The sequence below is a fragment of the Pseudomonas sp. Tof1 genome (assembly GCF_055390395.1).
In genome coordinates this window covers 5,308,558-5,328,970 of the sequence record NZ_AP024344.1, presented here as the reverse complement: position 1 = coordinate 5,328,970, position 20,413 = coordinate 5,308,558, and the positions used below count along the sequence as shown (strand labels likewise).

Below are 20,413 nucleotides of genomic sequence, written 5' to 3'. Positions count from 1 at the left end.
AGAGTTTGTCGCTGCAGGTACCCCGATGAGGATTGTCGTCCATGAGCCAAACCGCCGTTTTTGAGCGCGCCACACGCTTTCTCAGTGCCCTCCGGCATTGCCAGGTTCTCGGGCTGCGGCTGCACAGCGTCGACGATCGCGGGCTGACCCTGATCCTGCCCTACAGCGCGGGAATCGTCGGTGATCCGCAGACCGGCGTGATCCACGGCGGCGCCCTGAGTTCGCTGATGGATACCGCCTGTGGCATGGCCACACTGTGCGTGCTGCCGGAGTTCGAGGTCTGTCCGACTCTCGACCTGCGCATCGACTACATGCACCCGGCCGAGCCCGGCCAGGATGTCCATGGCTACGCCGAATGCTATCGGGTGACCCGTGACATCATCTTTGCCCGGGGGCATGCCTATCAGGGCGATCCGGCCAACCCCATTGCCCATGTGGTCGGTACCTTCATGCGCATGGGCAAGGGCCTCAAGGGCAGTCGCAGTTTCGGCAGTTCGATCAGTGGGGATTCGGCATGAGCCAGGATTTCAAGGAGCAACTCCAGCAGGCCCATCAGCAGGGTGACTACGGCCAACTGCTGCAACGGATTCCCTATGCCGGGCTGATCGGCATCGAGTGCTCGCGCCTGGGTGACGAGTTGCTGTTCCGCCTGCCGGCCAGCAAGGACAATATCGGCAACCCCCTGTTGCCGGCGATTCATGGCGGGGTCATTGCCGGGTTCATGGAGCTGGCGGCGGCGTTGCATCTGCTGGTGTTCACCGGCTCGCCGGGAGTGCCCAGGGTCATCGATTTCTCCGTCGACTACCTGCGGGCCGGGCAGTTTCGCGATACCTATGCCAAGTGCCAGGTCTGCCGCCAGGGGCGGCGGGTGGCGAACGTTGCCGTTACCGCCTGGCAGAGCATCGAGGCCGAACCGATCGCCACCGCCCGTGCTCACTTCAAGATCGAGGAAGCGTTACCGGGCTCTTGAAATCCCCGTGGCAGTCCCCAACTTTGATGACAACCCGCCGCCAACGCCTGCATGGGCGGCCATTGCCATCCAATTGGAGTTTGATGACCATGAGTGTGGAAACTCAAAAGGAAACCCTGGGCTTCCAGACCGAGGTGAAGCAACTGCTGCACCTCATGATCCATTCGTTGTATTCGAACAAGGAGATCTTCCTGCGCGAATTGATCTCCAACGCCTCCGACGCCGTCGACAAATTGCGTTTCGAAGCCCTGTCCAAGCCCGAGTTGCTGGAAGGTGGCGCCGAACTGAAAATCCGTGTGAGCTTCGACAAGGACGCCAAGACCGTCACCCTCGAAGACAACGGTATCGGCATGAGCCGTGACGATGTGATCACCCACCTGGGGACCATCGCCAAATCCGGCACTGCCGATTTCATGAAAAACCTCTCCGGCGACCAGAAGAAGGACTCGCACCTGATCGGTCAGTTCGGCGTGGGCTTCTACTCGGCCTTCATCGTCGCCGAGCAGGTCGAAGTCTTCAGCCGCCGTGCAGGCCTTGCGGCCAGTGAAGGTGTGCACTGGTCGTCGAAGGGCGAGGGCGAGTTCGAAGTCGCCACTATCGACAAGACCGACCGTGGTACCCGTATCGTCCTGCACCTGAAGTCCGGTGAGGAAGAGTTCGCCGACGGCTGGCGCCTGCGCAACATCATCAAGAAGTACTCCGACCACATCGCCCTGCCGATCGAACTGCCGAAGGAAGTCGCGGCCGCCGAAGGCGAAGAGAAGCCGGCGCAGGAGTGGGAAACCGTCAACCGCGCCAGCGCCCTGTGGACCCGTCCGCGTACCGAGGTCAAGGACGAGGAGTACCAGGAGTTCTACAAGCACATCGCCCATGACTATGAGAACCCGCTGAGCTGGAGCCACAACAAGGTCGAAGGCAAGCTGGAATACAACTCGCTGCTCTACGTGCCGGCCCGTGCGCCGTTCGACCTGTACCAGCGTGAAGCGCCGAAGGGCCTCAAACTCTACGTGCAGCGCGTATTCGTCATGGACCAGGCCGAATCCTTCCTGCCGCTGTACCTGCGTTTCATCAAGGGTGTGGTCGATTCCAATGACCTGTCCCTGAACGTTTCGCGGGAAATCCTGCAGAAAGACCCGATCATCGATTCGATGAAGTCGGCACTGACCAAGCGTGTTCTCGACATGCTGGAAAAACTGGCGAAGAACGAGCCTGAGCAGTACAAGGGCTTCTGGAAGAACTTCGGCCAGGTCATGAAGGAAGGTCCGGCCGAAGACTTCGCCAACAAGGAAAAAATTGCCGGCCTGCTGCGTTTCGCCTCGACTCACGGCGACGATGGCGAGCAGGTGGTGTCGCTGGCCGAGTACCTGGCGCGTGCGAAGGAAGGTCAGGACAAGATCTACTACCTCACCGGCGAAACCTACGCTCAGGTCAAGAACAGCCCGCACCTGGAAGTCTTCCGCAAGAAAGGCATCGAAGTGCTGCTGCTGACCGACCGCATCGACGAGTGGCTGATGAGCTACCTCAACGAATTCGATGGCAAGAGCTTCGTCGACGTCGCCCGTGGCGACCTGGACCTGGGCAACCTGGACTCGGAAGAGGACAAGAAGGCTGCCGAGGAAGTTGCCAAGAGCAAGGAAGGCCTGGTGGAGCGCCTCAAGACCGCCTTGGGCGACGCCGTCAGCGAAGTGCGGGTTTCCCATCGCCTGACCGATTCGCCGGCTATCCTGGCGATCGGTGAGCAGGACCTGGGTCTGCAGATGCGCCAGATCCTCGAGGCCAGCGGGCAGAAGGTGCCGGATTCCAAGCCGATCTTCGAATTCAACCCGAGCCATCCGCTGATCGAGAAGCTCGACGCCGAGCCGGATGAAGACCGTTTTGGCGACCTCTCGCACATCCTGCTCGACCAGGCGGCCCTGGCGGCCGGCGACAGCCTGAAGGACCCGGCGGCCTACGTGCGCCGACTGAACAAGCTGCTGGTTGAGCTGTCGGTCTGATAACGCTGTAGAAAAACCCGCTTCGGCGGGTTTTTCATTTTTGGGATGTCCTTACGGAGTATGTAATGAGCCAAATCACTGTCAGTTCCGTGGTCTATCAGGTCGATGGCCAGTCCTATGAAGGTCGCCTGGCCTTCGATGCCAGCCACAAGGGCGCGCGTGCGGGCCTGCTGATGGCGCCGAACTGGATGGGCGTCAGCGCCGGCGCGGAAAAGATCGCCCAGTCGGTGGCGGCCAAGGGGTATGTGGTGTTGGTCGCCGACCTCTACGGCCAGTCGGTACGTCCGCAGAATGGCGATGAAGCCGGTGCGGCGATGATGCCGCTGAAGAACGATCGGGCCGAGCTGCGCAAGCGCATGCAGGCCGCGTTCGAAGCGCTGCAGGGGCAGGTGCTGGCGCCGGTCGACAGCTCGAAGCTGGCCACCTTCGGTTTCTGCTTCGGCGGCTGCTGCTCGCTGGAACTGGCCCGTACCGGTGCGCCGCTGAAGGCCGCCGTCTCCTTCCACGGTACGCTGGACACGCCCAACCCGGCGGATGCCCACAACATCAAGGGCTCGGTGCTGGTGCTGCATGGTGCGTCCGATCCGCTGGTGCCGCGCGAGCAACTGCCGGCCTTCGAAGAGGAAATGAATGCCGCCGGGGTCGACTGGCAACTGCTCAGCTACGGCGGCGCGGTGCATTCGTTCACCGATCCGCATGCCAATGTGCCGGGCAAGATGATGTATGACGCGAAGACCGCCAGCCGGTCCTTCACCGCTATGCACAATCTGCTTGAGGAAGTATTCGCCGGCTGAGGCCTGCGTCGCGTCTGAGGGCCCTATCGCCCGCCGGACGGTCCCACAGGCCTTTCGGCGCCCGCAAGGCACCTGCCTGGCGCGGCCATGGTGGGAGCCGGCTTGCTGGCGATAGCGGTCTTGAGAGCACCCGTGGCCTAAGCTCGTACGGGAAGCTCGATCCGCCCGATTTCCCCTGGCACTTTCGGCCAGTCGCCGGCCGCCCAGCGCGCACGGGCCTGGTCGATCAGCGCCGGGTCGCTGGCGACGAAGTTCCAATTCATCCTTCTCGGCCCATCCAGCGGTGCGCCACCGATCAGTACCAGATGCACCTCGCCCTCGGCTGCCAGCGTCGGGCTTGTGCCCCTGGGCAGCACTACCAGGCTGAGAGGCTCGAGGCATTCGCCATCGAGCTCCACGTCACCTTCGAGCACATACAGCGCCCGTTCCTCATGCTCATCGGGCACCAGCAGAGTGGTCGCCGACTCCATCTTTACCTCGGCATAGACCGTGGGCGACAAAACCGGTACCGGCGACGTCAGGCAGAAGCCGCTGCCGGCGATCAGTCGGATTTTCACCCCCAGATTCTCGCTGGTCGGCAGGCTGGCGGCCGGATGATGGCTATAGTGGCCGGCTCCCTGTTCATGCTCCCTGGGCGAGGCCAGCCAGACCTGCAAGCCATGCAGCGTAGAGCCGCTGGCGGTCAGGTCGGCCGGGGTACGCTCGACATGGGCAATGGCGCTGCCGGCAGTCATCCAGCTCACTTCGCCGGGGCCGACCCGCTGGTCGGAACCCAGGCTGTCCTTGTGCTGCAACTGGCCTTCGAACAGATAGGTCAGGGTCGACAGACCGATATGCGGGTGCTGCCGGATGTCCATGCCGCTGCCCGGTGGGTAGCGGGTCTCCAGCATGTGATCGAAAAACACGAAGGGGCCGACACTGCGGCACTGGGCCGAGGGCAGGGGACGCAGGATCGGTTGACCTTCGACATCCTCGGCACGGGGACGAATCACCAACGGTGTACTCATGGGGGTTCCAGGCTGGGCGGGTAATGCGCAAAGCATAACCCGCTTTTGCGGTGTTGCCCCTACTGGCTGAAGGCCCCTTCGGCCAGCAGGGTCTCGATGCTGACGTCGGTACTGGTCATCAGTTTGTGAATCGGGCAGCGGTCGGCGACCTTGTGCAACTCCTCGCGCTGGGCGTCGCTCAACACGCCCTTGAGGGTCAGCTTGACCTGCAGGCCATACTTGCCTTTCTGCTCCTGGCTGCTGTCACGCTTGACCTCGACGGTGACGCCGGTCAGCGGGATGCCTTTCTTCTGTGCATACAGCTTGAGCGTCAGTGCCTTGCAGGTACCCAGTGCCGTGTCGAAGTAGTCGTGGGGTTCCGGTGCGGAGCCTTCGCCGCCCACGCTTTTGGGCACATCGGTGAACAACTGGTGATCATCGATCTGCACACTATGGCGAAAACCTTCGCTGGATTCGGTGTTGATGGTGATGGTCATGATGAACCTCCTGGAGACAGTGGTGGGAAAACCCTTCGAACCTTAATAGAGCACGGCGTTGTGACGGTGTTCAGCTTATTTCGTGGCCGGAACCATCCTGGCACAGGCATCGGGCTTCTCAGGGGGGTTGATATCACTGTTTCGTCCAAGGCAAAACTGCTGATTGCCACCAGGGTTGAACGTCAGGCGGGCTGCATGGCGTGATCAGGGGCTGAAGACATGGACCACAGGGGTTGTGCCGGGCATCCGTGAGGAGGCTGCAACTGGCAAAAAAAACGCCCCGAACCAGTCGGGGCGTTTTTCAGATCGCGATCAGGCCGGGCTTACTTGCCCTGCCAGCGCTTCAGGACCAGGGTGGCGTTGGTGCCGCCGAAGCCGAAGCTGTTGCTCATCACGTTGTTCAGCTTGACGTCTTCGCGAGTCTTGGTCAGTACCGGCAGGTCGGCGACTTCCGGATCCAGCTCTTCGATGTTGGCGGAACCGGCAATGAAGTTGCCTTCCATCATCAGCAGGCAGTAGATCGCCTCGTGTACGCCGGCAGCGCCCAGGGAGTGGCCGGACAGGCTCTTGGTCGAGCTGATCAGCGGTGCCTTGTCGCCGAAGACTTCACGCACGCCCTTCATTTCCGCGACGTCGCCGACCGGAGTCGAGGTGCCGTGGGTGTTCAGGTAGTCGATCGGGCCGTCAACGGTGGACATCGCCATCTGCATGCAGCGCACAGCGCCTTCGCCGCTTGGTGCAACCATGTCGTAGCCGTCGGAGGTCGCGCCGTAGCCGATGATTTCGGCGTAGATCTTCGCGCCGCGGGCCAGGGCGTGTTCCAGTTCCTCGACCACCACCATGCCGCCACCGCCGGCGATGACGAAACCGTCACGCTTGGCATCGTAGGCACGGGAAGCTTTCTCCGGCGTGTCGTTGTACTGGGTGGACAGGGCGCCCATGGCGTCGAACAGGAACGACTGGCTCCAGTGCTCTTCTTCACCGCCACCGGCGAAGACGATGTCCTGCTTGCCCATCTGGATCTGCTCCATGGCGGTACCGATGCAGTGGGCACTGGTGGCGCAGGCGGAGGAGATCGAGTAGTTCAGGCCCTTGATCTTGAAGGGCGTGGCCAGGCACGCGGAAACGGTGCTGCCCATGGTGCGGGTTACGCGGTACGGACCGACACGCTTGACGCCTTTTTCACGCAGGGTATCCAGCGCTTCCATCTGGTTCAGGGTCGACGCGCCGCCGGAACCGGCGATCAGGCCGGTACGCGGGTTGGAGACCTGCTCTTCGCTCAGGCCGGAGTCGGCGATCGCGTCCTTCATGGCCAGGTAGGCGTAGGCCGCCGCATGGCCGACGAAGCGATAGATCTTGCGGTCGATCAGTTCTTCGAGGTTGAGGTCGATGGAGCCGGAAACCTGGCTACGCAGACCCATTTCGGCATATTCCGGGTTGTAGCGGATGCCAGGGCGGCTTGCACGCAGGTTAGCGGAGACGGTCTCTTTGTCATTGCCCAGGCAAGAAACGATGCCCAGACCAGTGATAACGACGCGGCGCATGCGGATAACCCTTAGAAATTGTCAGTGGAGGTGAACACGCCGACCCGTAGGCCTTCGGCAGTGTAGATTTCGCGTCCGTCGACACTGACCGAACCGTCGGCGATGGCCATGTTCAGCTTGCCTTTGAGGACGCGCTTGATATGAATGTTGTAGGTGATCTTCTTGGCGGTCGGCAGTACCTGGCCGAAGAATTTCACTTCGCCCGAACCCAGGGCGCGGCCACGGCCTGGCAGGCCCTGCCAGCCGAGGAAGAAACCGACCAGTTGCCACATGGCGTCGAGGCCCAGGCAGCCCGGCATCACCGGATCGCCTTCGAAGTGGCAGGCGAAGAACCACAGGTCCGGAGTGATATCCAGCTCGGCGACCAATTCACCCTTGCCGTACTTGCCACCCTCTTCGCCGATATGGGTGATGCGATCCACCATCAGCATGTTCGGGGCGGGCAGTTGCGCGTTACCTGGGCCGAACAGCTCACCGCGACTGCAGCGCAGCAGTTCTTCCCGGGTAAAGGCGTTTTGTTTGGTCATGCGAGCTCCTCAATAGTTCCATGCGGCAGGGTGGGGTGTAGCTTCCCGGCCGATCGAAGCCCTCATGCCTCGAATCGACAGCCTACTCATAGACTATTGCGTTGTAGTGAAAGTCACAGCACAGGGGACATGAATGTACACTTGTGCACTGAAATTTTAAATCAAGCCGCTCTCACGGCTCGTTCGGGTGCCTAAGACTGCCGCACTTTCGCCTTTCACGCCAGTCGCACGTCGTATTCAGGGCACCCAGCGCTGCAGAATCTGCTGCAGATCGGTGCGTTTGAAGGGCTTGGCCAGATAATCGTTCATCCCCGCCTGCAGGCACTGTTCGCGGTCGCCCTGCAGGGCATTCGCGGTCAGGGCGATGATCGGCAATCGGGCGGCGTCGTGGAGCTGGCGGATCTGCCGGGTGGCCTCGTAGCCGTCGACGAGCGGTAGCCGGCAGTCCATCAGAATGGCGGCGAAACTGCCGTTCCTGACCTTCTCGACCGCCTCGACACCGTCATGGGCCAGGCTGACCTCGAAGCCCAGGCTGCGCAACATGGCTTCGATCACCGTCTGGTTTACCGGGTTGTCCTCGACCAGCATCACCTTGCGTCCTTCGCCGTGCCCGGCCAGCAACTGTGGCAGGTTTTCCGGTTCGGCCACGCGGTGCAGGGCCAGCGGGATTTCCAGGGTGAACACCGAGCCCTGGCCCTCTTCGCTGCGCGCGTGCAGGGTGCCACCCATGCGTTCGGCCAGGGTCCGGGCGATCGGCAGGCCCAGGCCGGTGCCGCCATAGCGCCGGGAAATCGAACTGTCGGCCTGCTGGAAGGCGTCGAACATCAGTTCCAGGCGTTCGGCGGAAATGCCGATGCCGCTGTCGCGTACCGTGCAACTGAACCAGATCACCTCGTCATCCAGGCTCTGCCAGGCCGGTTCGATGCTGACGCTGCCGTGCTCGGTGAATTTCAGCGCGTTGCCCACCAGGTTGACCAGGATCTGCCGGATCCGTGTCGGGTCGCCCTTGACCTGCAGCCGCTCCAGGCCCGGCGGGAACTGCAGGTTCAACTGCAGGCCGCGTTGCACGGCGCTGTGCTGGAAGGCCTGGACGCAACTGCTGATCAGTTCGCCGAGGCCGAACGGGATGTGTTCCAGCTCCAGTGCCGAACGCTCGATCCGCGAGAAGTCGAGAATGTCGTTGATGACCTTGAGCAGGTGCTCGGTGGATTCCGATGCCAGCGCCGCATATTCGGCCTGTTCCTCGCTCATGTCCGTGGTTTCGAGCAGTTGTAGCATGCCCAGCACGCCGTTCATCGGTGTGCGCAGTTCATGGCTCATCATCGCCAGGAAGTCGGACTTGGCGTTGTTCGCCCGTTCCGCTTCCTCGCGGGTCTGGATCAACTGGGCAATGGCCTGGTGCTGTTCGCGGCTGGCCTGTTCGAGGCCGCTGGCGAGGTTGTTGATATGGCGTGCCAGATCACCCAGTTCGGTGTCATCCGGCACTGGCAGCGGGGTCTTGTAGTCGCCCTGCTGGATGGCCTTGACCGCATGGCCCATGGCGCTGATCGGTTGCGACAGATTGGCCGCCAGGCGGCGGGCCAGCAGGAAGGTGAAGAGCAGGGCGAACAGCGCGAGGATCCCCGCCTTGAGCAGGATTTCCTGCTGGCGCTGGTTGAAGGCGCCGTTGGACATGCCGACGATCACGCGGCCGAGATAGTCCTCGCCGGTCACCGTCGGATTGGCGTAGGTACCCTGCAGGAAATCGCTGTCGAGCTTGATCCGCTGCAGGCGCACCGGTGCCTGGAAAATCTCGACCTGCTGGGAGCGGCTATGGCTTTCGGCCGGTTGCTCGACATACACCAGGATGTTGTTGCTGCGGTCCTGCACTTCGAGGAAACGCACGTGCGGGGTGGTCAGGCTGGCCTTCATCAGGGTTTCGAGGACGTCATTGTTACCGGATATGACGCCATACTCGGTCGCCGGGGCCAGTTGGTTGGCGATCAGCTGACCGGTGTGGTTGAGTTCCTGGCGCAGGTCCTGAATCCGTACGAAGGTAAAGAAACTGATCAGCAGCAGGGTCAGCAACAGCGCCGGGCCGAGGCTGATCATCTGGGTACGGGCGTTGATGCCCCAGTGCCGGCGAAGATTCATGGGTGGGGTTCTCCTTCGGCCAGCCGGGTGGCGACGGACGCTTCGTCGATCACCTCGAGGCTCAGCGAGCGGGCAACCTGTGGATTGCTCAGTACCTTGAACCGTGGTGGATAGAGTGCGCGCGGCCAACTGGAGGGCGGCTTGTCGAGCAGGCTGTCGAGGATCGCCAGCCAGTCGTTCTGGTCGCTGTAGCTGCTGGCCAGGCTGCCGGCCCTGACGAAGCCGGCGTTCGGCCCGATCAGCGCCAGTTGCCGAGCATAGCTGCTGAGCAGCAGGTTTTTCGCGGTCTTGGGGTTGTACAGCGTCGGATCGTCGATCCCCAGCAGCACATCGCTGTTGCGCAACAGGTTCTGCAGCGGGCGGCTGTCGGCGGTGTTGTCCCAGCGCTCGGCGACGATCTCCAGGTCCAGCGGCCGGGCAGCCTGGCGCAGTTCGCCGAGCAGGAACTCGCTGTCCGCGTCGTACAGCACGCCGACCCGGCGCGCCTGTGGCAGCACGGCGCGGATCAGGTGCAGTTGCCGCCAGGGCGGTGGGTCGCTCCAGAGCAGGCTGAGCTGGCTCGGCTGTTGCTCGCCCAGGCGCTGGCGCGCTTGCAGGCGGCTGATGCGCAGCACCAGGGTCGGTGGGCCTTGGTGGTCGGCCAGGCGCCAGTCGAGGCTGGGCGGGTCGAGCAGGATCAGCCGCGTGCCGGCTGGCAGCTTGCTCGGGGGCGGCAGTTGGCCGAAAGGCACGAAGCGCACCTGGTCCTCGGGGCGCTGCTGCGCCAGGGCGCTGGCGAAACCCTGTACGCCGGGGCTGTCCTCGACGCCGGTGAGCAGCACATCGGCAGCCCGCGCCTGGGGCAGGGGGTGGCAAACCAGCAGGGCCAGCAGGCACGCGGCCAGCTTTGGCAGCCAACTCGTGCAGCCCCGTGTCATCCGTGACTCGCTCATGCTCAGAATTCCAGCTCGGCGCTGAAGTAGAGAACCTGGCGCTGGTCATAGTTGTTGTCGGGCCAGGTGAGGGGCTGGTTGTCCAGACGCTGCTGCATCACCCCGGCCAGTTCCAGGCTGGCCCTGTGCAAGGGAATGCGCTTGGCGACACGCAGGTCGACCCGCTCGAAACGATACCGGTTGATCGCATCGTCGCCATAGTAGAACAGCGAGCTTGACCAGCCCTTGCCCCAGTCGCGCATCCAGCCGGCCGAGCCGCTGTTGCGTGCGGTGAACTGGGCATCGGCAGGGTTGCTGGCCTGCACATCGACATAGGCGTAGGTCAGGCGCAGCCGGTCGGCGCTGCCCAGGCGCCAGTCGAGTTGGGTTTCGCTGCCGGTGAAGCGTGCGTTGTTGGCATTGCTGGCGATGAACTGGTTGTTGCGCAGGGGCGTACTGACCATCGAGGTGATTTCGTCGTAGAACAGCTTCACGTCGAGGTTCAGCCCGATATCCGCGAAGAAACCGTTGTAGCCCAGCTCCCGCGAGCGCATCAGCTCCTTGTCGAGGTTGCCCGGGCCGCGGGTCCTGACGAAATACTGGCCGCTGTTCTGGCCGTAGGTCGGTGAGTCCAGGTTGGTCACCCGGTAGCTCCAGTTGACGTTGTTCTCGAACATGTCCGGCGAGCGGATGGCTTCCGAATACACCGCGCGCAGGCCATGGCGCGGGTTGATCAGGTAGTTGACGGCAAAGCGCGGGGTCAGCGAGTCGCCAGTCAGTTGTGTGTATTCGTACATGGCGCCGCCCTGGAGCAGCCAGTGTTCGCTGGCCCGCCACTCGAGCTGGCCGAACAGGCGCCAGGTGTTGTCGTCGAGGGTGCCGTTGAAATAGGTTTCGGAATCTGCCCGGTCATAACGATAGTTCATGCCGCTGACCAGGCGCAGGCTGTCCGACAGGCTCAGGGTGTCCTGCAATTCGAGGTCGTAGCGGGTCTCGCGGGTGCTCTGGTCGATATCGCCGCAGACCGACTGATTGGCGCCCTGGTTGAACCACTGGTCCAGTACCTGGTTGGCCAGGGCCTGTTCACTGGCGCTGCCGGGCGGTGGGCTGCCGACCGAGTAGCTGGTCATGTGGCGCGCCAGGTTTTCCGCGTAGTTGGGGTTGAGCTGCCACAACTGGGTCAATTGCGGGCTGAACGACACCTTGGCATCACAGGCGCGCCAGATCTGCTGGCGGTCCCAGTGCTGGGCCGAACCCTGTACGTACAGGCTGTGCTGCGGGCTGAGGTCGAGGTTCCAGCGCAGGGAACCGGCGTAGTCCTTGGCCACCACGTCGGAGTTGTTGCCGGCCTCCTGGATATCGGGAAACACCGCCTTGTAGGTGTAGGGCCGCTGGTTGGTGCCTTCCTTCGCATTCAACTGCCAGTCGATGCTCTGGCTGTCGTTGAGCATCTGGCTGACCGACAGGTTGAAGCGGTTCAGGCGTCGGCTGTCGCGGTAGTCGGCACCGATGCGATCGCTGTCGAAACCGTCGTCCTGCTGGCCGGACATCGACAGGCGCAGGTCACCGGTGTCCCAGCCCACGCCTTGGCTGGCATACCAGTCATTGATGCCGCGCCCGCCACGGGTGACCTTGAGCCGCGAACCGTGGGTACTGCCGGGCGACTTGGTCAGGATGTTGACCACCGCCATCAGCGCATTGGCGCCATAGCTGACGGTGTTCGGCCCCCTGAAGACCTCGATGCGCTCGATATCCTCCATGGCCACCGGAATGTCGCTCCAGTCCACGGTCGCCAGGCCTGCGCGATACACCGAGCGGCCGTCGATCAGGACCTGCATGCGCCGGGCATTGCTGGCATCGGTGCCGTGGTAGTTGATCGCCGCCTGGTTGCCGTTGGTGTAGCCGACCATCATGCCCGGCACCAGGCGCAGCAGTTCGGCGATATCGCGGGCACCGCTGGCCTTGATCAGTTCGTTGTCGATCACCGTCATGCTGCCGGGGACCGACGCAGGGGATTGTTTCAGCCGCGTGGCGGTCAAAACCTCGGGCAGCGGCTGGTTTTCCAGGAACAGGTCGTCGGCCAGCACGGGAGTGCTGAACAGCAGCGCCAGAAGGACGGAGGAACGGTGAAAGGGTGGGCCTGAAGACACGGATCAACCTTGATCGCAGGTAATAGCCGCCCATGTTAACCGAGCTGGACGGGTTTGCCATGGCACAGAGCCTGCATTCCGTCTGCGAAAGCGGAAAAATCCTCGCGTCAGAGCGTCGCGTGCCGAATGCGTTTGGGACTGGCTGCCGCCCGGTGGCTCCGTATAATGCGGCCATCGCCATTGGTAAAAACGGATTGCATATGACTGAACAGCACCCTATCGCGGTCCTGGGGGGAGGGAGCTTCGGAACCGCCGTGGCCAATCTGCTGGCCGAGAACGGTCATCGGGTGCGCCAATGGATGCGCGACCCGGAACAGGCCGAGGCCATTCGTGTCAATCGCGAGAATCCGCGCTACCTCAAGGGCATCAGGATCCACCCGGGGGTCGAACCGGTGACCGACCTGGCCGCGACGCTCGACGGTTGCGAGCTGTTCTTCGTCGCGTTGCCATCCAGTGCCCTGCGCAGCGTGCTGGCCGAGCATGCCGAGCGTCTGCGCGACAAGCTGCTGGTCAGCCTGACCAAGGGCATCGAGCCGCAGACCTTCAAGCTGATGAGCGAAATTCTTGCGGATATTGCCCCGCAGGCGCGGATCGGTGTGTTGTCCGGGCCGAACCTGGCCCGTGAAGTGGCCGAGCATGCCCTGACCGCCACCGTGGTCGCCAGCGAGGACGAAGCACTCTGCAGCCGGGTCCAGGCGGCCCTGCACGGCAGCACCTTCCGTGTCTACGCCAGTGCCGACCGCTTTGGTGTCGAGCTGGGCGGTGCGCTGAAGAACGTCTACGCGATCATCGCCGGCATGGCGGTGGCGCTGGGCATGGGCGAGAACACCAAGAGCATGCTGATCACCCGGGCCCTGGCGGAGATGACCCGGTTCGCCGTGAGTCAGGGGGCCAACCCGATGACCTTCCTCGGCCTGGCCGGCGTCGGCGACCTGATCGTGACCTGTTCCTCGCCCAAGAGTCGCAACTACCAGGTCGGTTTCGCCCTCGGCCAGGGCCTGAGCCTGGAGGAGGCGGTCAACCGCCTGGGCGAGGTGGCCGAAGGGGTCAACACCCTCAAGGTGCTCAAGGCCAAGGCCCAGGAACTGAACGTCTACATGCCGCTGGTGGCCGGCCTGCATGCCATCCTGTTCGAGGGCCGCACGCTTGAGCAGGTGATTGCCCTGCTGATGCGCGGCGAGCCGAAGACCGACGTCGATTTCATTTCCACCAGCGGTTTCAACTGAGTCCACGCAACAGGAGCAAGACATGAACGAAGCCAAATATGAATCCATCGTGCTGCGGGTGCTGTGGATGCTGGTGTTCCTGCTGGTCTGGCAGGTCGCGCAGTTCCTCCTCGGCGCGGTGGTGCTGATCCAACTGGCCTATCGGCTGTTCTACGGCGCGCCGAGTGGCAACCTGATGAACTTCGGCGACAGCCTCAGCCAGTTCCTTGCCCAGATCGGCCGTTTCGGCACCTTTCACAGCGACCAGAAACCCTGGCCGTTCGCCGATTGGCCGGCCCCACGCGCGCCGGAAGGCGAGGCCCCGCACAGCGTGCCGCCCGCAGCGCATCCGGTGCGTGACGAGGAACCCAGGCTGTGAAGCTCTGGGTGCTGCGCCATGGGCAGGCCGAGCCCCAGGTGAGCAGTGACGCCGAGCGCAACCTGACTGTCCACGGGCGCCAGGAGGTGTTGCGCAGTGCCGCGCACCTGATCGGCCAGCCGCTGGCGGCGATCTACGCCAGCCCCTATGTGCGCGCCCAGCAGACCGCGCAACTGGTGCGCGACGTGCTGGGTTTCGAGCCACCGATCATCACCGTGCCCTGGCTGACCCCCGACAATCATCCGGCCCGCGTGCTGGAGCAGCTCGATACGGCGGACAACCTGTTGCTGGTCAGTCACCAGCCCCTGGTCGGCAGCCTGATCAGCCTGCTCGAGGCCGGCCACCTGCGCAGCCCGCAACCGATGAATACCGCCAGCCTGGCGGAACTGGAAGGGGACTGGCCGCTGGCCGGGGCCATGACGCTCAACGGCGTTCGTCACGTCTGAACGCCTTCACGGAGTCAGCACGGCCCCGTTCAGCTCGCTGCGGGTCTGTCTCAGGGTCACCGCGTTGACCTTCGCGCCCTTGAAGCTGCACTGCTCGAAATAGCCCGAGAGCATGGCGTGGCGCAGGTCGCAATGTTCGAAGTTGTTGCCCTTGAACCCGCTCGACAGCATGGCGCCCTTGAGGTTGGCCGCCATGAAGTTCGCCTCGTGGTACTGGCCGAAGAAGCGCACGCCGGCCAGGTCGCCGCCACTCAGGTCGGCACCGGTCATGTTGACGTTGGTCACCTGCAGGGTGCGCAATACCTGGCAGATCGCATGCTTGTTCCATTCCTTGAACGGCTGGCGAATGTCGATATCGTCGAGCAGCCGTCCCGTGGCGCTGCCGTCGAGGTTGGCCGCGATGTTCAGGGCGCAGTTCTTCAGGGCCTTGGTCAGCGGCGGAGACAGCGTGGTCGACACCCGCAGGTCGAACAGCTTCTTCTGCACGTGCAGCGACACCCGGCCGCCACCCTCCAGCGGGACACCGTCCCAACTGCTCAGGATGTTGGGAAAGCGCAGGCTGCTGGCCACCATCAGCTCGAGCAAGCCGCCAAGGGGGTAGGCGCGCAGGGTCGGGCTGGCGCCGAGAAAGGCCCGCGCCGAGTCCAGCGAATCCTTGAGCCCCAACAGGGTCATGTCCCTTTCGATCCTTGACGGCTCCGACGCCGGGGATGGTCCGGGCCAGGGCTGCCGGTAGCGCTCCGTCCCGGTCGCGGGTGGGGGCTGGCCTGCTGGCGTGCGGCGGCCGCGCAAGGGAATGAAGCTTCGCAAGAGATTGCCTATCGTCGACATGAACGCCTCGTAAAGGGCTGGGAAACCGGGAATTCGACCCGAGCCCGAGCCACCCGGCTATCAGATTCCACCCCCGTTTCGCATCGTCCGGCCCCCTGGCATGAAGGGCTGGGGTTGCAGCGGCGACTCGCCCGTGAAATAGTCTGCCAAGCAAGTGCTTGGTTGGTTTTCTCCGGAATAAAAACAAAAGGGAGGGAGTCTCATGTCTGCCGCTTTTCGTTTGCCGCTGGAAGTCTTCTACGAGCGCGAAGCTCGCCATCCCCGGCAGCCATACCTGGTCCAGCCGGTCGGCGGTGGCGAGGTCCAGACGCTGAGCTGGTCCGAGGTCGGCCACCAGGCCCGCTGTGCGGCCCACTGGCTGCGGTCCCGGGAACTGCCAGCCGGCAGTCATGTGGCGATCATTTCGAAGAACTGTGCCCACTGGATCATTGCCGACCTGGCGATCTGGATGGCCGGGCATGTCTCGGTACCGCTGTATCCCAACCTGACCGCGGACTCCGTCGCCCAGGTGCTCGAACACGCCGAGGTCGCGCTGGCGTTCATCGGCAAACTCGACGACTGGCCAGGCATGTCGGCCGGGGTCAGGCCCGGCCTGCCGACCATCAGCCTGCCGCTGTGTCCGCCGGGGGCGTTCGACTTCCGCTGGAGCGACCTGCAGGCCTGCCCGCCGATCCAGGACGATCCGCGACCCGCCGCGCAGCGACTGGCGACGGTGATCTACACCTCCGGTACCACCGGTCAGCCCAAGGGCGTGATGCACAGCTTCGCGACGCTGTCATTTGCTGCCAACAACGCCGTCGGCCTGTTCGGCCTGGGGAGGGCGACCGGGTGCTGTCCTACCTGCCACTGTGCCATGTGGCCGAGCGGATGTTCGTCGAGCTGGCGTCGATCTTCACCGGGCAGACGATATTTTTCGCCGAAAGCCTGGAAACCTTCCTGGTCGACCTGCGACGTGCGCGGCCTACGGCGATGTTTGGCGTGCCGCGGATCTGGAGCAAGTTCCAGATGGGCGTCTACGAAAAGGTCGCCCCGGCGCGCCTGGATTTCCTGTTGCGCCTGCCGCTGCTCGGGCGGCGGATCGGGCACAAGGTGCTGGCCGGGCTGGGGCTCGATGCCCTGCGCATTGCGCTGTCCGGTGCGGCACCGGTACCCCGTGAGCTGTTGCACTGGTATCGGCGCCTGGGGCTTGAGGTGCTCGAAGTCTATGGCATGACCGAGAACAGCGGTTACTCGCATATCTGCCGGGTGGGCCGGCATCTGCCGGGATGGATCGGCGAGGCGTGCCCGGGCGTCGAGGTGCGTATCGACGAGCAGGGCGAGGTGCTGGTACGCAGCGGGGCGACCATGCTCGGCTACTACAAGGAACCGCAGAAAACCGCCGAGGCCCTCACCGCCGACGGTTTTCTGCGTACTGGCGACAAGGGCGAGCAGGATGCCGGTGGCAACCTGCGCCTGACCGGACGGCTCAAGGAGATCTTCAAGACCAGCAAGGGCAAATATGTCGCGCCGGCGCCGATCGAGAACCGCCTGGCGGCCAATGCCTGGCTCGAGCAGGTCTGCGTGGTCGGCGATGGCCTGCCGGCGCCGCTGGGGCTCTGCGTGCTCTCGGCCAGCGCCGCCCAGGCGTCGCGGGCGAACCTGCAGGCGGGGCTCGCGGCCCTGCTGGAGGAGGTCAACCAGACCCTCGACAAGCATCAGCGCTTGCGCGCGCTGGTGGTGGTGAAAGATAGTTGGGCGGTTGAAAACGGTTTTCTCACGCCCACGCTGAAGATCCGGCGGCCGGTGATCGAGCAACGCTACGGCCCGCGTTTCCAGGTCTGGAGCGAGCACGGGCAACCGGTACTGTGGCAGGAATGACAAACAAGAACAGAGGGATTGCAAGATGGCCTTGTGGCGCACCGTTCCAGATATCGACCAACTCAACGCCTCGGCGAAGAACACCATCAGCGAAGTGCTGGACATTCGCTTCGAGTCCTTCGACGACCAGTCGCTGACCGCCAGCATGGTGGTCGACCACCGCACTCACCAGCCATTCGGCCTGCTGCATGGCGGTGCCTCGGTGGTGTTGGCCGAGACCGTCGGTTCGATGGCCAGCTACCTGTGCGTCGATACCAGCCAGTACTACTGCGTGGGCCTGGAAATCAACGCCAACCACCTGCGTGGCGTGCGCAGCGGGCGCGTGACGGCGGTGGCGAAAGCGATCCACATCGGCCGCAGTACCCACGTCTGGGACATTCGCCTGAGCGGCGACGACGGCAAGACCAACTGCGTCTCGCGCCTGACCATGGCCGTGGTGCCTTTGGGCCAGACCCCGCCGAGCCGCTGAGCGGCGCCATAGGCTTGACCGGACTGTCATCATTCCTGGCAGTTACGGTCATTGCTGGCGGCGGGCGTCCTGTCGACAATGAACGCCTGTTTTTCATGAAATGGTTCCGGTATGTCGCAGCACGTGTTCTTCGCCCACGCCAACGGTTTTCCCTCGGGCACCTACGGCAAGCTGTTCGCCGCCCTGGCGCCGGAGTATGAGGTTGCCCATCTGCAACAGCATGCCCACGACCCGCGTTTCCCGGTGGACGACAACTGGCGCAACCTGGTCGACGAACTGATCCACCACCTCGAACGGCAGCCCGGCCCGGTCTGGGGCGTCGGTCACTCCCTCGGTGGCGTGCTGCACCTGCATGCGGCGCTGCGGCGGCCGCAACTGTACAAGGGGCTGGTGATGCTCGACTCGCCGGTGCTGACCCGCACCGACCAGTGGGTGATCCGCGCGGCCAAGCGTTTCGGCTTCATCGACCGGCTGACCCCGGCCGGGCGCACCCTGGGCCGGCGCGAGGAGTTCAGCGACCTGGAAACGGCTCGCCAGTACTTCGCCGGCAAGACCCTGTTTCGCGGGTTCGACCCGGACTGTTTCGACGCCTACCTGCAACATGGCCTGCGTGCCGAGAACGGTCGCCTGCGGTTGAGCTTCGATCCGGACACCGAAATCCGCATCTATCGCGGCGTGCCCCACACCAGCCCGGGCCTGGCCCGGCATCTGCAGGTGCCGTTGGCGGTGGTCCGCGGCCGTTCGAGTCGCGTGGTGATGCGCCATCACACCCGCACCGTGGGGCGCCTGCCCCAGGGCGAATCCCTGAGCATGCCGGGAGGCCACATGTTTCCGCTGGAACGCCCGCAAGACACCGCGCAACTGCTCAAGGACATCTTCGCCCGCTGGCAGCGGCGTGCCGGCGAAGGTCGGCAGCCATGAGCACGGCGGTCGAGGAAGTGCGCCTGAGCCTGCCGCATATCGAGTTGGCGGCCCATCTGTTCGGCCCTGAAGACGGGCTGCCGGTGATCGCCCTGCACGGCTGGCTGGACAACGCCAACAGCTTCGCCCGCCTGGCGCCGAAGCTGAAGGGGCTGCGCATCGTCGCTCTCGACATGGCCGGTCACGGGCACTCCGGGCATCGCCCGATCGGTGCCGGTTATGCGCTCTGGGACTATGTGCATGACGTGTTGCAGGTGGCCGAGCAACTGGGTTGGCAGCGTTTCGCCCTGCTCGGGCATTCCCTCGGCGCGATTGTCTCGGTGGTGCTGGCCGGCGCCTTGCCGGAGCGGGTTTCGCACCTGGCGCTGATCGACGGTGTGATCCCGCCGACCGCCAATGGCGAAAGCGCAGCCGAGCGCCTGGGCATGGCCCTGCAGGCGCAGTTGCGGCTGCAGGACAAGCGCAAGTCGGTGCACCCGAGCCTGGACCAGGCCGTCGAGGCACGGATGAAGGGGCTGGTGGCGGTCAGTCGCGAGGCTGCCGAGCTGCTGGCCCAGCGTGGCCTGATGCCGGTTCCGGGAGGCTACACCTGGCGCAGCGACAGCCGTCTGACCCTGCCCTCGCCCCTGCGCCTGACCGAGGAGCAGGCCATGGCCTTCGTGCGCCGGGTGGCGTGCCCGGCGCAACTGGTGGTGGCCGCGGACGGCATGCTGGCCCAGCACCGCAGCCTGCTGGAGCAGCTACCCTTCAAGCAACAGGTGCTGCCCGGCGGTCATCACCTGCACCTGAACGACGAGGCCGGGGCGGCCCTTGTTGCAGACTGTTTCAATCGCTTCTTCGCCATGCCTTGACTTGCGCCCGGCAACTGTCGAGGCTTGGCGGGTTGAAAGGGAGACAACCATGCCAGACCTCGCTAACGCCGCGACTTCGTGTCGTCCCGTCCCGGCATCCGTGCCCCATGTTCAGGCGCTGCCGATCCGATGAAGTTATCCACAACCCTGGCCGGGGCGCTCGGCCTGGCCTGTTTCAGTGGCGTGCTGCTGGCCGCCGACGTACCCGGCAGTCATGACCTGCCGCTGGTGCCGCGCCTGGCCGACGCGCAAATCGTCGACTACCGGGCCCCGACGGAGCTGGAACGCATTTATCCACAGGGCTCGATCCGCAAGATCAGCAACCGGTTGCGCAGCGAGGGCCAGGTCAATGCCCGCGGGCAGATGACCTCGGTGACCTACGAGCTGCCGCCGGAACACTCGGCCAACGAGGCCTTTACCGCGGCGCGCGAGGCCTTGCAGAAGGAGGGCGCGCAGTTGCTGTTCTGGTGCCAGGCCCGCGATTGCGGCGAGAACAGCCTGTGGGCCAACGAGGTCTTCGGCAATCCGCTGCTGTCCGGGGCCGATGATCAGCAAGCCTATCTGCTGTTGCGCCTGGCGGCGCCCCAGGATGATTCGCTGATGGTCCTGTACAGCATCACCCGCGGCAATCGGCGGGCCTACCTGCATGTCGAGCAGTTTGCCGCGAACGCGCCGCTGGGCGAGTTGCTGCCGACCTCGGCGACCCTGGCGCGCGAGTTGCGCGACACCGGCAAGCTCGACCTGCCGAAGTTGCCCGCTGAGCCGCAGGCCATCTGGATCACCCTGATATCACGGGGCCTTAACCTCGACACCACCTCCCGCATCAGCCTCTCGGGCAGCTCCGCCGAAGCCTGGCGCCAGGCGCTGGTGGCCGCTGGCGTTAGGGCGTCGCGGCTGGAACTGGGCGACAGCAGGAGCGCCGGCCTGCACCTGGAGCTGTTGCGATAG

The 20,413-nt window shown here is 64.2% G+C and carries 19 protein-coding genes and 1 pseudogene; 12 read left to right on the top strand and 8 right to left on the bottom strand.

Annotation, left to right across the window (positions count from 1 at the left end):
- Positions 1-41: 41 nt before the first annotated feature.
- The 4 genes from ACZ5KU_RS23865 (at position 42) to ACZ5KU_RS23850 (ending at position 3,758) form a co-directional block, all read left to right on the top strand.
- A complete protein-coding gene (locus ACZ5KU_RS23865) occupies positions 42-518 on the top strand; it encodes a PaaI family thioesterase (protein WP_054057164.1) in 477 nt (158 codons plus the stop codon).
- Positions 515-970, top strand: coding sequence for a PaaI family thioesterase (locus ACZ5KU_RS23860; protein WP_464736376.1), 456 nt, complete (start codon positions 515-517; stop codon positions 968-970). Before ACZ5KU_RS23865 ends, ACZ5KU_RS23860 begins: the two co-directional genes overlap by 4 nt.
- 89 nt (positions 971-1,059) lie before the next feature.
- A complete protein-coding gene (gene htpG, locus ACZ5KU_RS23855; RefSeq protein WP_464736375.1) occupies positions 1,060-2,964 on the top strand; it encodes a molecular chaperone HtpG in 1,905 nt (634 codons plus the stop codon).
- A gap of 65 nt (positions 2,965-3,029) precedes the next feature.
- Positions 3,030-3,758 (top strand): dienelactone hydrolase family protein, encoded by a 729-nt coding sequence (locus ACZ5KU_RS23850; RefSeq protein WP_273825107.1) that lies wholly within the window; start codon positions 3,030-3,032, stop codon positions 3,756-3,758.
- Between the two features lie 137 nt (positions 3,759-3,895).
- On the opposite strand, the gene ACZ5KU_RS23845 is transcribed toward ACZ5KU_RS23850, so the two are convergent.
- The 7 genes from ACZ5KU_RS23845 to ACZ5KU_RS23815 all read right to left on the bottom strand — a co-directional run bounded on the left by ACZ5KU_RS23845 (position 3,896) and on the right by ACZ5KU_RS23815 (position 12,506).
- Positions 3,896-4,765, bottom strand: coding sequence for a pirin family protein (locus ACZ5KU_RS23845; RefSeq protein ID WP_464736374.1), 870 nt, complete (start codon positions 4,763-4,765; stop codon positions 3,896-3,898).
- A 59-nt stretch (positions 4,766-4,824) separates the two neighbouring features.
- Positions 4,825-5,241: an OsmC family protein gene (locus tag ACZ5KU_RS23840; RefSeq protein ID WP_054057160.1), complete on the bottom strand. Its 417-nt coding sequence runs from the start codon at positions 5,239-5,241 to the stop codon at positions 4,825-4,827.
- Between the two features lie 323 nt (positions 5,242-5,564).
- On the bottom strand, positions 5,565-6,785 hold the full coding sequence (gene fabB / locus ACZ5KU_RS23835) for a beta-ketoacyl-ACP synthase I (protein WP_464736373.1): 1,221 nt from the start codon (positions 6,783-6,785) through the stop codon (positions 5,565-5,567).
- Positions 6,786-6,796: 11 nt separating this feature from the next.
- Complete coding sequence (gene fabA / locus ACZ5KU_RS23830; protein WP_017902714.1) at positions 6,797-7,312, bottom strand: 3-hydroxyacyl-[acyl-carrier-protein] dehydratase FabA; 516 nt, start codon at positions 7,310-7,312, stop codon at positions 6,797-6,799.
- Positions 7,313-7,549: 237 nt separating this feature from the next.
- Positions 7,550-9,445, bottom strand: a complete 1,896-nt coding sequence (locus ACZ5KU_RS23825) for an ATP-binding protein (RefSeq protein WP_054057158.1) — start codon at positions 9,443-9,445, stop codon at positions 7,550-7,552.
- The gene (locus tag ACZ5KU_RS23820; protein WP_273825205.1) at positions 9,442-10,362 is read right to left on the bottom strand and encodes an ABC transporter substrate-binding protein; all 921 of its coding nucleotides are present in this window, start codon (positions 10,360-10,362) and stop codon (positions 9,442-9,444) included. The genes ACZ5KU_RS23825 and ACZ5KU_RS23820 overlap by 4 nt, the downstream gene beginning before the upstream one ends.
- Before the next feature lie 17 nt (positions 10,363-10,379).
- Positions 10,380-12,506 carry a TonB-dependent receptor plug domain-containing protein gene (locus ACZ5KU_RS23815; protein ID WP_192842696.1) on the bottom strand — a complete coding sequence of 709 codons (2,127 nt, stop codon included), beginning with the start codon at positions 12,504-12,506 and terminating at the stop codon, positions 10,380-10,382.
- 200 nt (positions 12,507-12,706) lie between these two features.
- On the opposite strand from ACZ5KU_RS23815, the gene ACZ5KU_RS23810 reads away from it, so the two are divergent.
- Genes ACZ5KU_RS23810 through sixA form a run of 3 tightly spaced genes read left to right on the top strand, consistent with a single transcriptional unit; the run spans position 12,707 to position 14,536 of the window.
- Positions 12,707-13,732: an NAD(P)H-dependent glycerol-3-phosphate dehydrogenase gene (locus ACZ5KU_RS23810; RefSeq protein WP_054058176.1), complete on the top strand. Its 1,026-nt coding sequence runs from the start codon at positions 12,707-12,709 to the stop codon at positions 13,730-13,732.
- A gap of 22 nt (positions 13,733-13,754) precedes the next feature.
- Positions 13,755-14,090 carry a DUF4389 domain-containing protein gene (locus ACZ5KU_RS23805; protein WP_054058177.1) on the top strand — a complete coding sequence of 112 codons (336 nt, stop codon included), beginning with the start codon at positions 13,755-13,757 and terminating at the stop codon, positions 14,088-14,090.
- The gene (gene sixA / locus ACZ5KU_RS23800) at positions 14,087-14,536 is read left to right on the top strand and encodes a phosphohistidine phosphatase SixA (protein WP_054063065.1); all 450 of its coding nucleotides are present in this window, start codon (positions 14,087-14,089) and stop codon (positions 14,534-14,536) included. Before ACZ5KU_RS23805 ends, sixA begins: the two co-directional genes overlap by 4 nt.
- Before the next feature lie 6 nt (positions 14,537-14,542).
- Here the strand turns inward: sixA and ACZ5KU_RS23795 are convergent, their stop codons facing one another.
- Complete coding sequence (locus ACZ5KU_RS23795; RefSeq protein WP_054058179.1) at positions 14,543-15,211, bottom strand: pentapeptide repeat-containing protein; 669 nt, start codon at positions 15,209-15,211, stop codon at positions 14,543-14,545.
- A 358-nt stretch (positions 15,212-15,569) separates the two neighbouring features.
- Between ACZ5KU_RS23795 and ACZ5KU_RS23790 the strand changes: the two are divergent.
- The 5 genes and pseudogenes from ACZ5KU_RS23790 (at position 15,570) to ACZ5KU_RS23770 (ending at position 20,413) form a co-directional block, all read left to right on the top strand.
- A pseudogene (locus ACZ5KU_RS23790) lies at positions 15,570-17,224 on the top strand (AMP-binding protein).
- A 25-nt stretch (positions 17,225-17,249) separates the two neighbouring features.
- A complete protein-coding gene (locus tag ACZ5KU_RS23785) occupies positions 17,250-17,693 on the top strand; it encodes a hotdog fold thioesterase (RefSeq protein ID WP_464736372.1) in 444 nt (147 codons plus the stop codon).
- Positions 17,694-17,804: 111 nt separating this feature from the next.
- Entirely contained in the window at positions 17,805-18,614 is an 810-nt protein-coding gene (locus ACZ5KU_RS23780; RefSeq protein ID WP_054058182.1) for an alpha/beta fold hydrolase, read from the top strand.
- Complete coding sequence (locus ACZ5KU_RS23775; RefSeq protein ID WP_464736371.1) at positions 18,611-19,465, top strand: alpha/beta hydrolase; 855 nt, start codon at positions 18,611-18,613, stop codon at positions 19,463-19,465. Before ACZ5KU_RS23780 ends, ACZ5KU_RS23775 begins: the two co-directional genes overlap by 4 nt.
- Positions 19,466-19,594: 129 nt before the next feature.
- Positions 19,595-20,413 (top strand): DUF4892 domain-containing protein, encoded by an 819-nt coding sequence (locus tag ACZ5KU_RS23770; RefSeq protein ID WP_464736370.1) that lies wholly within the window; start codon positions 19,595-19,597, stop codon positions 20,411-20,413.

Bases quoted from the DNA above. Each gene is read 5' to 3' on its own strand.
- ACZ5KU_RS23865 (WP_054057164.1), top strand. From the start codon at position 42: ATGAGCCAAACCGCCGTTTTTGAGCGCGCCACACGCTTTCTCAGTGCC.
- ACZ5KU_RS23825 (WP_054057158.1), bottom strand. From the start codon at position 9,445: ATGAATCTTCGCCGGCACTGGGGCATCAACGCCCGTACCCAGATGATC.
- ACZ5KU_RS23845 (WP_464736374.1), bottom strand. From the start codon at position 4,765: ATGAGTACACCGTTGGTGATTCGTCCCCGTGCCGAGGATGTCGAAGGT.
- htpG (WP_464736375.1), top strand. From the start codon at position 1,060: ATGAGTGTGGAAACTCAAAAGGAAACCCTGGGCTTCCAGACCGAGGTG.
- ACZ5KU_RS23820 (WP_273825205.1), bottom strand. From the start codon at position 10,362: ATGACACGGGGCTGCACGAGTTGGCTGCCAAAGCTGGCCGCGTGCCTG.
- ACZ5KU_RS23810 (WP_054058176.1), top strand. From the start codon at position 12,707: ATGACTGAACAGCACCCTATCGCGGTCCTGGGGGGAGGGAGCTTCGGA.
- ACZ5KU_RS23840 (WP_054057160.1), bottom strand. From the start codon at position 5,241: ATGACCATCACCATCAACACCGAATCCAGCGAAGGTTTTCGCCATAGT.
- ACZ5KU_RS23805 (WP_054058177.1), top strand. From the start codon at position 13,755: ATGAACGAAGCCAAATATGAATCCATCGTGCTGCGGGTGCTGTGGATG.
- fabA (WP_017902714.1), bottom strand. From the start codon at position 7,312: ATGACCAAACAAAACGCCTTTACCCGGGAAGAACTGCTGCGCTGCAGT.
- ACZ5KU_RS23780 (WP_054058182.1), top strand. From the start codon at position 17,805: ATGTCGCAGCACGTGTTCTTCGCCCACGCCAACGGTTTTCCCTCGGGC.
- ACZ5KU_RS23775 (WP_464736371.1), top strand. From the start codon at position 18,611: ATGAGCACGGCGGTCGAGGAAGTGCGCCTGAGCCTGCCGCATATCGAG.
- ACZ5KU_RS23770 (WP_464736370.1), top strand. From the start codon at position 19,595: ATGAAGTTATCCACAACCCTGGCCGGGGCGCTCGGCCTGGCCTGTTTC.
- ACZ5KU_RS23860 (WP_464736376.1), top strand. From the start codon at position 515: ATGAGCCAGGATTTCAAGGAGCAACTCCAGCAGGCCCATCAGCAGGGT.
- ACZ5KU_RS23785 (WP_464736372.1), top strand. From the start codon at position 17,250: ATGGCCTTGTGGCGCACCGTTCCAGATATCGACCAACTCAACGCCTCG.
- fabB (WP_464736373.1), bottom strand. From the start codon at position 6,785: ATGCGCCGCGTCGTTATCACTGGTCTGGGCATCGTTTCTTGCCTGGGC.
- ACZ5KU_RS23850 (WP_273825107.1), top strand. From the start codon at position 3,030: ATGAGCCAAATCACTGTCAGTTCCGTGGTCTATCAGGTCGATGGCCAG.
- ACZ5KU_RS23795 (WP_054058179.1), bottom strand. From the start codon at position 15,211: ATGACCCTGTTGGGGCTCAAGGATTCGCTGGACTCGGCGCGGGCCTTT.